13 protein-coding genes are annotated in these 13056 nt (G+C 69.1%); 10 read left to right on the top strand and 3 right to left on the bottom strand.

All coding sequences use genetic code 11. From position 1 onward, the window contains the following. Positions 1 to 5: 5 nt before the first annotated feature. Complete coding sequence (gene rnpA, locus ACOZ90_RS02800) at positions 6 to 437, bottom strand: ribonuclease P protein component (RefSeq protein ID WP_422892116.1); 432 nt, start codon at positions 435 to 437, stop codon at positions 6 to 8. Positions 438 to 496: 59 nt separating this feature from the next. Then, positions 497 to 637, bottom strand: coding sequence for a 50S ribosomal protein L34 (gene rpmH, locus ACOZ90_RS02805; RefSeq protein WP_422892117.1), 141 nt, complete (start codon positions 635 to 637; stop codon positions 497 to 499). 212 nt (positions 638 to 849) lie between these two features. Here rpmH and dnaA point away from each other — a divergent pair, with 212 nt between their 5' ends. The 10 genes from dnaA (at position 850) to ACOZ90_RS02855 (ending at position 12146) form a co-directional block, all read left to right on the top strand. Beyond that, complete coding sequence (gene dnaA / locus ACOZ90_RS02810; RefSeq protein WP_422892118.1) at positions 850 to 2178, top strand: chromosomal replication initiator protein DnaA; 1329 nt, start codon at positions 850 to 852, stop codon at positions 2176 to 2178. A 251-nt stretch (positions 2179 to 2429) separates the two neighbouring features. Then, a complete protein-coding gene (dnaN, locus tag ACOZ90_RS02815; RefSeq protein ID WP_422892119.1) occupies positions 2430 to 3530 on the top strand; it encodes a DNA polymerase III subunit beta in 1101 nt (366 codons plus the stop codon). A gap of 85 nt (positions 3531 to 3615) precedes the next feature. Continuing rightward, on the top strand, positions 3616 to 4704 hold the full coding sequence (gene recF / locus ACOZ90_RS02820; RefSeq protein WP_422892120.1) for a DNA replication/repair protein RecF: 1089 nt from the start codon (positions 3616 to 3618) through the stop codon (positions 4702 to 4704). A gap of 144 nt (positions 4705 to 4848) precedes the next feature. Further along, positions 4849 to 7308 (top strand): DNA topoisomerase (ATP-hydrolyzing) subunit B, encoded by a 2460-nt coding sequence (gene gyrB, locus ACOZ90_RS02825; protein ID WP_422892121.1) that lies wholly within the window; start codon positions 4849 to 4851, stop codon positions 7306 to 7308. Positions 7309 to 7417: 109 nt separating this feature from the next. Then, positions 7418 to 8227, top strand: coding sequence for a M48 family metallopeptidase (locus ACOZ90_RS02830; RefSeq protein ID WP_422892122.1), 810 nt, complete (start codon positions 7418 to 7420; stop codon positions 8225 to 8227). 113 nt (positions 8228 to 8340) lie between these two features. Then, a complete protein-coding gene (locus ACOZ90_RS02835; protein ID WP_422892123.1) occupies positions 8341 to 9585 on the top strand; it encodes a tetratricopeptide repeat protein in 1245 nt (414 codons plus the stop codon). Positions 9586 to 9735: 150 nt separating this feature from the next. Next, positions 9736 to 10398 (top strand): energy transducer TonB, encoded by a 663-nt coding sequence (locus ACOZ90_RS02840; RefSeq protein ID WP_422892124.1) that lies wholly within the window; start codon positions 9736 to 9738, stop codon positions 10396 to 10398. Between the two features lie 114 nt (positions 10399 to 10512). Next, positions 10513 to 11274: a MotA/TolQ/ExbB proton channel family protein gene (locus tag ACOZ90_RS02845; RefSeq protein WP_422892125.1), complete on the top strand. Its 762-nt coding sequence runs from the start codon at positions 10513 to 10515 to the stop codon at positions 11272 to 11274. 26 nt (positions 11275 to 11300) lie between these two features. Then, the gene (locus ACOZ90_RS02850; RefSeq protein WP_422892126.1) at positions 11301 to 11720 is read left to right on the top strand and encodes an ExbD/TolR family protein; all 420 of its coding nucleotides are present in this window, start codon (positions 11301 to 11303) and stop codon (positions 11718 to 11720) included. Between the two features lie 12 nt (positions 11721 to 11732). After that, a complete protein-coding gene (locus ACOZ90_RS02855; RefSeq protein WP_422892127.1) occupies positions 11733 to 12146 on the top strand; it encodes an ExbD/TolR family protein in 414 nt (137 codons plus the stop codon). A 128-nt stretch (positions 12147 to 12274) separates the two neighbouring features. Here ACOZ90_RS02855 and ACOZ90_RS02860 read toward each other — a convergent pair whose 3' ends face one another. Next, positions 12275 to 13027, bottom strand: coding sequence for a pyridoxine 5'-phosphate synthase (locus ACOZ90_RS02860; protein ID WP_422892128.1), 753 nt, complete (start codon positions 13025 to 13027; stop codon positions 12275 to 12277). Positions 13028 to 13056: the final 29 nt, after the last annotated feature.

Below are 13056 nucleotides of genomic sequence, written 5' to 3' on the forward strand. Positions count from 1 at the left end.
CAGGCTCACTGGCCGGAAGGATCCGGCGAGGATGGTCGGGGGCGGGTGGACGCGCGTGCGGAGCCGGGCATTGTGCCGTCCGCGGCCGGGACGGGCAACGCGCCTGCGCGCTGCAGCAGGGCCCGCAGGCCCTCGCGCAGCGCTGCGCCGGTGGCCGCGGCGGCCTGCGGGCGCGCCACCACCACGTAAGCACCCGGTGCCAGGCCGGGCCGGAGCAGGCGGAACTGTTCGCGCAGCTGGCGCTTGATGCGGTTGCGGCCCACGGCGTTGCGGTCGACCTTGCGCGAGACCGCCAGGCCCAGCCGCGGCGGGGCGCCGTCGTCGTGCCAGTGCAGGGCCATCAGCGGCGAGGCGGTGCGGCGGCCGTGGGCAAAGACGCGGTCGAATTCCGCGCGCGCGCGCACGCGCGCCTGCCTCGGGAAGGCGGCGCTGGTCATGGGAAACAGGAAGCTGGGCGCAGGGACCGCGGCATGGCGGCCGTGCGCCGGGCGCGGCGTCAGGCCGACAGGCGCCTGCGGCCCTTGGCGCGGCGGCGGGCCAGGACCTTGCGGCCGTCGGCGGTCGCCATGCGGGCACGGAAGCCGTGGTCGCGCTTGCGCTTGAGGTTGCTGGGCTGGAAAGTGCGCTTGGTGGCCATTTCGGATTCTCGTGCAGAGGTGCGGCGTTTAACGAACCGGGAATGATAGGCGCGGTCCTGCCTGCGAGTCAACCCGGCCCCGTACGGCCGGATGCGCCTGCCGGGGGGCGGTGGTAGGCTGGCCGATCCGTTTCACTTCCCTTCCGGCGGCCCCCGCGGCCCGGCCCGAAGCCGCCTTCAGCGCCCGCAACCCGAGACACCCGCAAAGCAAGATGGAAGCCTGGCCCCGCTGCCTTGAACGCCTCGAAGCCGAACTGCCGGCCGAGGACATCCACGCCTGGCTCAAGCCGCTGCAGGCCACCCGCCGCAACGGCACGGTGGTGCTGTACGCGCCCAACGTGTTCATCCGCGACGAGGTGCAAAGCCGCTACCTGGATCGGATCCGCGAGCTGCTGGGGCATTTCGGCGGCGCCGACGAGGTGTCGCTGGAGATCGGCTCGATGCCGCGGATCGAGGCCGCGCCGGCGGCGCCGCTGGCGGCCGCGGCCGTCGCGCCGGTGGCCAACGGCCCGGCCTTCCACGGCAACCTGGACAGCCACTACACCTTCGACAACTTCGTCGAGGGCCGCAGCAACCAGCTGGCCCGCGCCGCGGCCTGGCATGCGGCCCAGAACCCGGGCGACCGCGCCCACAACCCGCTGCTGCTCTACGGCAGCACCGGCCTGGGCAAGACCCACCTGATGTTCGCCGCCGGCAACCGCATGCGCGAACTCAACCCCGCCGCGCGGGTGCTGTACCTGCGCTCGGACGGCTTCTTCAACGCGATGATGCGGGCCCTGCAGGACAAGGCGATGGACGCCTTCAAACGCCAGTTCCAGGAGGTCGACGCGCTGCTGATCGACGACATCCAGTTCTTCGCCGGCAAGGAGCGCACCCAGGAGGAGTTCTTCCACACCTTCAACGCGCTGTTCGAGAGCCGCCAGCAGATCATCATGACCTGCGACCGGTTCCCGCGCGAGGTCGAGGGCCTGGAGCCGCGGCTGAAGTCGCGCCTGGGCTCCGGGCTGTCGGTGGCGATCGACCCGCCGGACTTCGAGACCCGGGCCCAGATCGTGCTGTCCAAGGCCAGCGAGCGCGGCGCCCACATCCCCGAGGACGTGGCCTTCATGCTGGCCAAGAAGCTGCGCTCCAACGTGCGCGACCTGGAGGGGGCGATCTACACCCTGGTCGGGCGGGCCAATTTCACCGGCCACACGATCACCGCCGAGTTCGCCCAGGAAACCCTGCGCGACCTGCTGCGCGCGCAGATGCAGAGCGCCAGCATCCCCAATATCCAGAAGACCGTGGCAGACTACTACGGTCTTCAAACCAAGGACATGCTGGGCAAGAAGCGCACCCGTTCGCTGGCCCGCCCGCGCCAGGTGGCGATGGCGCTGGCCAAGGAACTGACCGAGCACAGCCTGCCCGAGATCGGCGACGCGTTCTCCGGTCGCGACCACACCACCGTGCTGCACGCCTGCCGCCAGGTCCGCAAGCTGATGGAAACCGACGGCAAGCTGCGCGAGGACTGGGACAAGCTGATCCGCAAGCTCAGCGAGTAGGCGCTCCCGGGGTGTTGTTGACCGGCGCGGGACAAGCTGTGGACAACTCCGGGACGCAGGCCGGCCCGAAAAGTTGTCCACAGCTTGCCCCAGAGGCACCGGCCCGGTTGTACACCTGGTTTTGACTAGAATAAATGCTTTTGAATCAATGATTTAAGTGGCTTATCAAGCGTTTCCAGCGACACCATCACCACCATCTTTTGATTTTTATCCAGTTCTTCAAGCAGTAGAGCCAAGGGGAATCGATCGGCATGCGTTTCAGCCTTCAGCGCGAAGTCTTTCTCAAGCCGTTGACCCAGGTCGTCAACGTCGTCGAACGCCGGCAGACCCTGCCGGTGCTGGCCAACCTGCTGGTGCAGGTCTCGGGAGGCCAGCTGTCGCTGACCGGCACCGACCTGGAAGTGGAGATGGTCGCCCGCAGCGGCGTGGATGACGCCCAGGACGGGGAAACCACGATCCCGGCGCGCAAGCTGTTTGAAATCGTCCGCGCCCTGCCTGACGGCAGCAAGGTCACCGTTTCCCAGTCCGGCGACAAGGTGACGGTGCAGGCCGGACGCAGCCGCTTCACCCTGGCCAGCCTGCCGGCCAACGATTTCCCGGCGATCGACGAGGTCGAGGCCACCGAGCGGATCCAGGTGCCCGAAGCGGCGCTGAAGGAACTGATCGAGCGCACCGCGTTCGCCATGGCCCAGCAGGACGTGCGCTACTACCTCAACGGCCTGCTGTTCGACCTGGGCGAGTCGCGGCTGCGCTGCGTGGCGACCGACGGTCATCGCCTGGCGCTGTGCGAGGCGCCGCTGGACGCCGCGGTGGCCAGCAAGCGCCAGATCATCGTGCCGCGCAAGGGCGTGACCGAGCTGCAGCGCCTGCTGGAAGGCGGCGACCGCGAGCTGGAGCTGGAGCTGGATCGCAGCCACCTGCGGGTCAAGCGCGACGACGTGACCTTCACCAGCAAGCTCATCGACGGCCGCTTCCCCGATTACGAGGCGGTGATCCCGATCGGCGCCGACCGTGAGGTCAAGGTGGATCGCGAGGTGCTGCGCGCGGCCCTGCAGCGTGCGGCGATCCTGTCGAATGAGAAGTACCGCGGGGTGCGGGTGGAAGTCTCGCCCGGGCAGCTGAAGATCAGCGCCCACAACCCGGAGCAGGAAGAGGCGCAGGAAGAGATCGAGGCGGATACGAAGGTCGAGGATCTGGCGATCGGCTTCAACGTCAACTACCTGCTGGACGCGCTGTCCGCGCTGCGCGACGAGCACGTGGTGATCCAGCTGCGCGACGCCAACTCCTCGGCGCTGGTGCGCGAGGCCGGCAGCGAAATGTGCCGTCACGTGGTGATGCCGCTGCGGCTGTGACCGCTTCGCTGTTCCACGTGAAACCAGAACGCCCGGCCTTGTCCGGGCGTTTTGCTCCCTGGAGCCCCTGCCGCGGAGTCCGGCCGTGCAGGTGACCCGGCTGCGGATCGGCCACCTGCGCCGGCTGGAACAGGTCGAGCTGGCCCCGGGCCCGGGACTGAACCTGCTGGCCGGCGACAACGGCGCCGGCAAGACCAGCGTGCTCGAAGCGCTGCACCTGATGGCTTACGGGCGCAGTTTCCGTGGACGGGTGCGCGACGGGCTGGTTCGCACGGGCGCCGATGCGCTCGAAATCTACGTGGAATGGAGCCTGGCCGGCGGCCAACGCGACCGGCGGGCCGGGCTGCGGCATTCGGGATCGAGCTGGGAAGGACGCCTGGATGGCCAGGCCGTGAGCCAGCTCGGGGAGCTGTGCGCGGCGTTGGCGGTGGTCACCTTCGAGCCCGGCAGCCATGCGCTGGTGGGCGGCAGCGCCGAGCCGCGCCGGCGGATGATGGACTGGGGCCTGTTCCACGTGGAACCCGAGTTCCTGGGCCACTGGCGGCGCTATGCCCGCGCCCTGCGCCAGCGCAACGTGCTGCTCAAGCACGGCGCGCCGGGAAATGAGCTGGACGTCTGGGATCGTGAGCTGGCGGCCGCGGGCGAGCCGCTGACCGGGTTCCGCCAGGGCTATCTGGACGGTCTTGATCCAGTGGTCGCCACGACCAGCGCAGAGATTGCCCCGTCCCTGGGCACGGCCGGCCTGCAGTTCATTCCCGGCTGGAAGCGCGAATCGATGCCGCTGGCCGACGCCCTGCTGCTGGCGCGCGATCGCGACCGCGCGCTGGGCCACACCACCGTCGGCCCGCACCGGGCGGACTGGCGCCTGTCCTTCTCCACCATGCCCGATGGCGAGGCCCTGTCGCGGGGACAGGCGAAACTGGCCGCGCTGTCCTGCCTCCTCACCCAGGCCCGGGATCTGGCGGCGCGGCTGGGGGAATGGCCGGTGGTGGCGCTGGACGACCTGGCGTCGGAGCTGGACGCCGGCCATCGCGGGCGGGTGCTCGCCGCGCTGCGCGAAAGCGGGGCCCAGGTGTTCGTCACCGGCACCGAGCTGCCCGCCGCGGGCCCGGACGGCCCCGGCGGGGACGTCCGCGTGTTCCACGTGGAACAGGGCCGCGTCACCCCGGCCTGAGCCTGTTCCGCCGCGCGGGCAGCCGCGTCCCGGGGTGGCCGGAATGCTATAATCAGGCGGTTAAGCCCCCTGTAAGCTTAATGTGCCGAACGCCCGCGCTCGCGGGCCGCCGCCGGGGGGCGCACTGGCAACCCGGAAACCCGAATGACCGATACCCCCCAGACGCCCGAACAGGGCCAGACGTCCTACGATTCGAGCAAGATCACCGTCCTGCGCGGCCTGGAGGCGGTGCGCAAGCGCCCGGGCATGTACATCGGCGACGTGCACGACGGCACCGGCCTGCACCACATGGTGTTCGAGGTGGTCGACAACGCGGTTGACGAGGCCCTGGCCGGGCACGCCGACGACATCGTGGTGACCATCCACCAGGACGGCTCGGTATCGGTCTCCGACAACGGCCGCGGCATCCCGGTCGATATCCACAAGGAAGAAGGCGTTTCGGCGGCCGAGGTCATCCTCACCGTGCTCCACGCGGGCGGCAAGTTCGACGACAACAGCTACAAGGTGTCGGGCGGCCTGCACGGCGTGGGCGTGTCCGTGGTCAACGCGCTGTCCGAGCACCTGTGGCTGGATATCTGGCGCGACGGCGAGTACCACCGCCAGGAATACGCCATGGGCGAGCCGCTGTACCCGCTCAAGGTCGTCGGCCCGGCCGATGGCCGCCGCGGCACCGTGCTGCGCTTCAAGCCCGCCACCGAGGTCTTCACCGACACCGAGTTCCAGTACGACATCCTGGCCCGGCGCCTGCGCGAGCTGTCGTTCCTCAATTCGGGCGTGCGCATCCGCCTGGTCGACGAGCGCGGCGACGACAGCGGCAACGAGCGCAGCGATACCTTTGAATACGAGGGCGGCATCCGCTCCTTCGTCGAGCACCTGGCCCAGCTCAAGACCCCGCTGCACCCCAACGTGATCGCGGTGTCGGGCGAGCAGAACGGGATCACGGTGGAAGTCGCCCTGCAGTGGACGGACTCCTACCAGGAGACGATGTTCTGCTTCACCAACAACATCCCTCAGAAGGACGGCGGCACCCACCTGCAGGGCTTCCGCGCCGCGCTGACCCGCACCCTGAGCAACTACATCGAGCAGAACGGGATCGCCAGGCAGGCCAAGGTGAACCTGTCCGGCGACGACATGCGCGAGGGCATGATCGCGGTGCTGTCGGTGAAGGTGCCCGACCCCAGCTTCTCCTCGCAGACCAAGGAAAAGCTCGTCTCATCGGACGTGAGACCAGTGGTGGACAGCACCTTCTCCAGCCGCCTGGAGGAGTTCCTGCAGGAAAACCCCAACGACGCCCGCGCCATCGCCGGCAAGATCGTCGACGCCGCCCGTGCCCGCGAGGCCGCGCGCAAGGCCCGCGACCTGACCCGCCGCAAGGGCGCGCTGGACATCGCCGGCCTGCCCGGCAAGCTCGCCGACTGCCAGGAGAAGGATCCGGCGCTGAGCGAGCTGTTCATCGTCGAGGGCGACTCGGCCGGCGGCTCGGCCAAGCAGGGCCGCAACCGCAAGACCCAGGCGATCCTGCCGCTCAAGGGCAAGATCCTCAACGTCGAGCGCGCGCGCTTCGACCGCATGCTCAGCTCGGCCGAGGTCGGCACCCTGATCACCGCCCTGGGCACCGGCATCGGCAAGGACGAGTACAACCCGGACAAGCTGCGCTACCACAAGATCATCCTGATGACCGACGCGGACGTGGACGGCTCCCACATCCGCACCCTGCTGCTGACCTTCTTCTACCGGCAGATGCCCGAGCTGATCGAGCGCGGCCACGTCTACATCGGCCTGCCGCCGCTGTACAAGGTCAAGCAGGGCAAGACCGAGCTGTACCTGAAGGACGACGCGGCGCTCAACGCCTACCTGGCCGCCAACGCGGTCGAGAACGCCTCGCTGGTGCCCGCCGAGGGCGAGCCGCCGGTGGAGGGTGCGGCGCTGGAGAAGCTGCTGCTGGTGTACGCGCGCGCCCAGGAGGCCATCGCCCGCAACGCCCACCGCTACGACCCGGCGGTGATCGAAGCGCTGATCGACTTCACCCCGCTGGACGCCGACGCGGTGGTCGAGAACATCGACGAGCGCCACGAGCTGGACGCGCTCCAGGCGCGCCTGAACCTCGGCGGCCTGGGCAAGCCGTCCTATGCGCTGGATCTGCAGCTGGACGACGCCGGCCGCCCGGTCGCGCTGCTGGTCAAGCGCCGCCACATGGGCATGGAGCAGCGCCAGGTGCTGCCGCTGGCGGTGCTTGAAAGCGGCGAGCTCAAGCCGGTGCGCGAGGCCGCCGAACTGCTGCACGGGCTGATCCGCGAGGGCGGCAGGATCGTGCGCGGCAACCGTACCCAGCCGGTCGCCAGCTTCGCCCAGGCCCACGAGTGGCTGATGGAGGAGGCCAAGAAGGGCCGCCAGATCCAGCGCTTCAAGGGCCTGGGTGAGATGAATCCGGATCAGCTGTGGGAAACCACGGTCAATCCGGACACCCGGCGCCTGCTGCAGGTGCGCATCGAGGACGCCTTCGCCGCCGACCAGGTGTTCAGCACCCTGATGGGCGACCTGGTCGAGCCGCGCCGCGGGTTCATCGAGGACAACGCGCTGAAGGTCTCCAACCTGGATATCTGAACGGGAGCCCGCGCCAGGCTGTACGATGCCGCTGTGGGAGGCGGCGCGTTGACGATTCTTTCAGGTGCCGCCGTTTACAAACGTCAAGACCTACCGTCAGGGGCCCGTCATGAAGAAGATCCTGCTGGCGCTCGCGACCGCCGCCCTGGTGGCCGCCTGCGCCACCACCACCTCTCCCACCGGCCGCACCCAGTACGTGGGCGCGGTTCCCCAGGATCAGCTCGACCAGCTTGGCGCCCAGTCCTTCGTGGAAATGAAGGGCAAGCAGCAGCTGAGCAGCAACCGCAGCCACACCACGTACGTCAACTGCGTCGTCCAGGCGGTGGTGCGCGAACTGCCGGCCGACCAGCGGGCGATCGCCTGGGAGTCGGCGGTGTTCGCCGATGACAGCCCCAACGCCTTCGCGCTGCCGGGCGGCAAGGTCGGCGTGAACACCGGCATCTTCACCGTGGCCCGCGACCAGGATCAGCTGGCGGCGGTGATCGCCCACGAGATCGGCCACGTCATCGCCCGCCATCATGACGAGCGCATCACCCGCCAGTACGGTGCCGCCGGCGCCCTGCAGGTGGTCGGCGGGCTGCTCGGCGCGCGCTACGGCGAAGGCGTCGGCCAGGCCGCCATGCAGGGCGGCAGCATCGCCGCCCAGGGCCTGTTCCTGCTGCCCGGCTCTCGCGCCCAGGAGACCGAGGCCGATGTGGTCGGCCAGGAGCTGATGGCCCGCGCCGGCTTCGATCCGCGCAAGGCCGTGAACCTGTGGCAGAACATGATCGCCGCCAGCGGCGGCAACCGCCCGCCCGAATGGCTGTCCACCCACCCCAACCCGCAGGCCCGGATCAGCGAGATGCAGACCCGCGCCGTGTCTCTGGTGCCGGTGTACGAGCAGGCCCGCGCGTCCGGACGCCGGCCCGCCTGCCGCTGAGCCGTTGGCCTGCGGCTGCACGGTGACTTCAAAAGCGGTTCCTGTGCCAGAATCCCCGTTTCCGCCGACGCTCCCGGGCGCGCGGATGTCGTCCAGATCGAAAAGGTGACCCCATGAAATCCACCCTCCACACCCCCGCGCTGATCGCCCTTGCCGTTGCCGCCGCCCTTGCCGCCGGCGCCGCCCCCCAGGCCGCCGCCGCCAACAGCTCGCCCGCCATCGCCGTCCAGGGCGACCAGGCGAACGAATGCCAGCGCAGCCGCCGTGGTGCGGACAGGCGCGACCGTGACTCCGGCAGGCAGGCGCCCGTCGAAGAGCGCTACCCGGACGCCACCCGCGAATCGCCCAAGGAGGGTGCCTCCGCCCGCATGGGCCAGCGCCTGAATCGCCTCAACAACGCGATGAACGACCAGGACTACGCCGAGGCGCTGGTGCAGGCCCAGGACATCCTTGATCAGGATCGCGCCAATGACTACGACAAAGCCTACGCCTCCAACATGGCCGGCCACGCGTCCTACAACACCGACGACGTTGCAGGCGCCAAGCGCTACATCGCCCAGGCCATCGAATACGACGCGCTGGACAACAACAACCACCTCCAGGCGATCCTGATGCTTGCCCAGCTGCACGCCCAGGACGAAGAGAACGACCAGGCGCTGACCCTGCTCGACCGCTACTTCACCGAGTCCGGCAGCAAGGAGGCCAACGATTTGGCCCTGCGCGGCCAGGTGCTGTACCAGGCCGAGCGCTACGAGGAGGCTATCCCGGCCCTGCGCGAGGCGATCGACGCCGCCGAGGAGCCCAACTCGAGCTGGACACAGGCGCTGATGGCCTCCTACGCCGAGACCGGCCGCGAAGCCGAAGCCACCGCCCTGGCCGAGCAGATCGCCTCCAGCGCACCGGACGACAAGCGCTCGCAGATGAACCTGGCCAGCATGTACCTGCAGATGGACCAGGTGGACAAGGCGGTCGCGGTGATGGAGCGGCTGCGCGCGGCCGGCCAGCTCACCGAGGATCGCGAGTACCGCAACCTGATGGCCATGCACCTCAACAACGAGGGCGGCGAGGCGAAGGCGATCGAGGTCATCAACGAAGGCCTGTCCAAGGGCGTGCTGGAGGGCAACCACCAGACCTACCTGGCCCTGGCCCAGGCGTACTATTTCTCCGACCAGCCGGAACCGGCGATCGACGCCTACCGCAAGGCGGCGCCGCTGGCCGACAACGGCGAGACCTTCCTCAACCTGGCCCGCGTGCTGTACGGGGAGGGCCGGGAGGCCGAAGCCGCAGAAGCCGCGCGCCAGGCCATCGCCAAGGGCGTGCGCAACGAGCAGGACGCCCGCCGCATCATCGGAAACTGACGCACGGTCGCCATTTGCCATGACTTTCGGGTTGGTAACCGTAATAAAGATTGGTATAGACTTGGAATTTCCCGTCGCCGAAACGTGGTCGCGGGCAATTCGAACCACCGACCCGGGCCCGCCACGTCCGGACACACTTGAGCTTGCCGCATGACCCAACGTTTGCCGAACAATGCCTCGGGCCAGGATCCGGGCCTGGACTGGGCCCGCATCGCCGGCTTCACCATGGTGATCACTTTCCATGTGGCGGCCGTGCTGCTGCTCCTGGCGCCGGTCAATCCTCCGGCCACGGACGAGGCGCAGGAGGATGTCACCCAGGTGGTGATCATCGAGCCGCCGCCGCCGCCCCCGCCGCCGCCGCCCCCGCCGCCGGAGCCCGAGCGCCCGCCGGAGATCAAGGAGCTGGCGCCGCCGCAGCCTTCGCCGCTGCCGCCGCCGCCCGATGACCCGCCGGTGGTCTTCGACACGCCCTCGCCGATGGACACCCCGGCCCCGCCGCCTGCACCGCCCGCGCCGCCGGCGCCGCCGCAGAGCATCGAGGCCAGCGTGGACATCTCCTCGCGGGCCATGAATCCGCCGCGCTACCCGCCGTCCGCGCTGCGCTCGGGCATCACCGGTACCGTGATCCTGGTTGTCTCCGTGGATGCCAGCGGCAACGTCACCGACGTGTCGGTCGAGCGTTCCAGCCGCAACCGCGACCTCGACCGCGCCGCGGTCCAGGCCGCGCGCAAATGGCGCTTCAACCCGGCGATGGTCGACGGTCGGGCGGCAGCCGGCCTGGTACGCGTCCCGGTCGAGTTCAACCTGGACTGAGTCCGGTAAACGGTTCCGGGTGGCAGCCGCCGCCCGGCCAGCCGATCCAGTTCAACCCAGCGTTACCCAAGCTCCACCTTCACCTCCAATCTTCATCACTCAAAGGTAAGCGTCATGCTGCAGGAAACCACCAACGCCCCGACCGGAGCCGCCGACAGCGCCGCAGCGCTGCAGCAGATGGGCTTCGCGGACATGATCCAGCACCTGGATATCGTCGGCTGGACGGCTCTCATCACCCTTCTGGTGATGTCCGCGCTGTCGATCTACTGGATCATCTTCAACTTCTTCAAGAACCAGCGCCTGAAGGCCAGCTCCGACCGCGTGGTCAACACCTTCTGGGAAACCCCCAACGCGCAGGACGCCATCCGCTTCATGGAAGAGCAGCGCCCGAGCGAGCCGTTCTCCAAGATCGCCCTGGACGCCGCCCAGGCCGCCGCCCACCACCAGCGTCACGAGGGCTCGCGCCTGGTCGAGTCGCTGAACCGCTCCGAGTTCGTTGATCGCGCCCTGCGCCAGGCCGTGATCCGCGAGTCGCTGCGGCTGGAGTCGGGCCTGACCCTGCTGGCCACCGTGGGCTCGATCGCCCCGTTCGTCGGCCTGCTCGGCACCGTGTGGGGCATCTACCGCGCACTGATCCGCATCGGCGCCAGCGGCCAGGCCGACATCGGCGCGGTTGCCGGTCCGGTGGGCGAGGCGCTGATCATGACCGCGATCGGCCTGGGCGTGGCGATCCCGGCGGTGCTGGGCTTCAACTTCTTCACCCGCACCAACAAGATCACCAACAACAAGCTCGACACCTTCGCGCACGACCTGCACGACTTCTTTGCCATTGGCTCGCGCAAGGGCGACGTTGCCCCCCCGGCGCAGCAGCGCTGATCCGGACGGTTTGACGGAGGCCGCATATGTCTTACAGCTCCAACCAGAGCGGCGGAGAACCGATGTCCGCCATGAACGTCGTCCCGCTGGTCGACGTGATGCTGGTGCTGCTCATCATCTTCATGGTGACGGCACCGCTGATGGCGCATCGGGTCGAGGTGGAACTGCCGCGGGCTGATCTCGAGGATCGGGATCAGACCGCGCCGCCGGCGCCTCCGATCACCATCGCGGTCAAGGACAACGGGGACATCTTCCTCAATGACCAGCCGGTCACCCATGAGCTGCTGGAAAGCGCGCTCTCGGTGGAAGCCCAGAAGACCCCGCAGCCGCCGGTGAACGTGCGTGGGGATCGGACCACCCCGTACCGGGTGATCAACGAAGTCGTGACCATCGCGCAGGCCCAGGGCATGCGCAAGGTCGGCTTCGTCGCCACCCGCGAGAACTGACGGAGATCCACGATGGCATTCAGTACCAACTCCGGCGACGGCCCCATGGCCGAAATCAACATCATCCCGCTCGCGGACGTGATGTTGGTGCTGCTGATCATCTTCATGGTGACCGCGCCGCAGCTGTCGTATCCGATCGACATCGACCTGCCGCAGCGCTCGGTCGATCCGCCCGAACAGCGGGTTGATCCGCCCGAGCCGATCCGCCTGCGGATCGACGGTGCCGGCCAGGTGTTCTGGAACGACAGCCCCACGCCGATGAACGCGTTGCGCAACATGATGGAAGCCGAGGTCCAGCGTGACCCCGGCAACCAGCCGACGCTGGAAATCGACGCCGCCGAGGACTCGCAGTACGGCGTCCTGGCCAAGGTGCTGGCCGAGGCCAAGAACGCGCAGATGCTGAAGATCGGCTTCGTCAAGAAGTAACCGCTGGCCCCCGGTTCGCCGTTGCCTGCAGCGCGGCGCCAACCGGAACCCGTCGGCAATCAGGCGCCGCCCCCCATGGGCGGCGTCTTTTTTTTGTTCCCGGCCCGGCGTCGTGGCGGCTTGGCGGCTCAGCCGCGGATGATCTCGACGTAGCGCGAAACCGTCGCGGCCAGGCCGTCGTACAGGGCCTCGCCGACCAGGGCGTGTCCGATCGACACCTCCAGCACGCCCGGCACCGCGGCCAGGAATTCGCCCAGGTTGTGCTGGCTCAGGTCGTGCCCGGCGTTCACGCCCAGCCCCGCGTCCGCGGCCCGCCGGGCGGCCCGGGTGAACACCTGCAGGGCGGCCGCCGCGCTGCCTTGGGCGTGCGCCAGCGCGTAGGGGCCGGTGTACAGCTCGATGCGGTCGGCGCCGATATCCGCCGCCCGCGCCACCGCAGGCCCGGTATCGGCGTCGGCGAACAGGCTCACCCGGCAGCCGATGTCCCTGAGCGCGGTGACCGGTGCGCGCAGGCGCGGGCCGTCGGCGACAAAGTCGAAGCCGTGGTCGGAGGTCAGCTGGCCGTCGTCATCGGGAACCAGGGTGGCCTGGTCGGGCTGCACGCGCTCGCACAGCGCCAGGAAGCCGGGATACCCCGGCCGCGGCGCCGCGAACGGATTGCCCTCCAGGTTGAACTCCCCCCCCCGCTCCCGGCACAGGCCGGCCAGCGCCAGCACGTCGTCGGTGCGGGCGTGGCGCGCATCGGGGCGCGGGTGCAGGGTGATGCCGTGCGCGCCAGCGTCCAGGCAGGTGGCCGCCGCGCGCAGGATGTCCGGATCGTCCCCGCCGCGCGCGTTGCGCAGCAGGGCCACCTTGTTGAGGTTCACGCTCAGCCGGGTCATCGTGCCGCCGGCCCGGCCATCGAAAGCCC

It is taken from the genome of Luteimonas dalianensis (genome assembly GCF_049339425.1).
GTDB classification, from domain to species: Bacteria; Pseudomonadota; Gammaproteobacteria; order Xanthomonadales; family Xanthomonadaceae; genus Luteimonas; species Luteimonas dalianensis.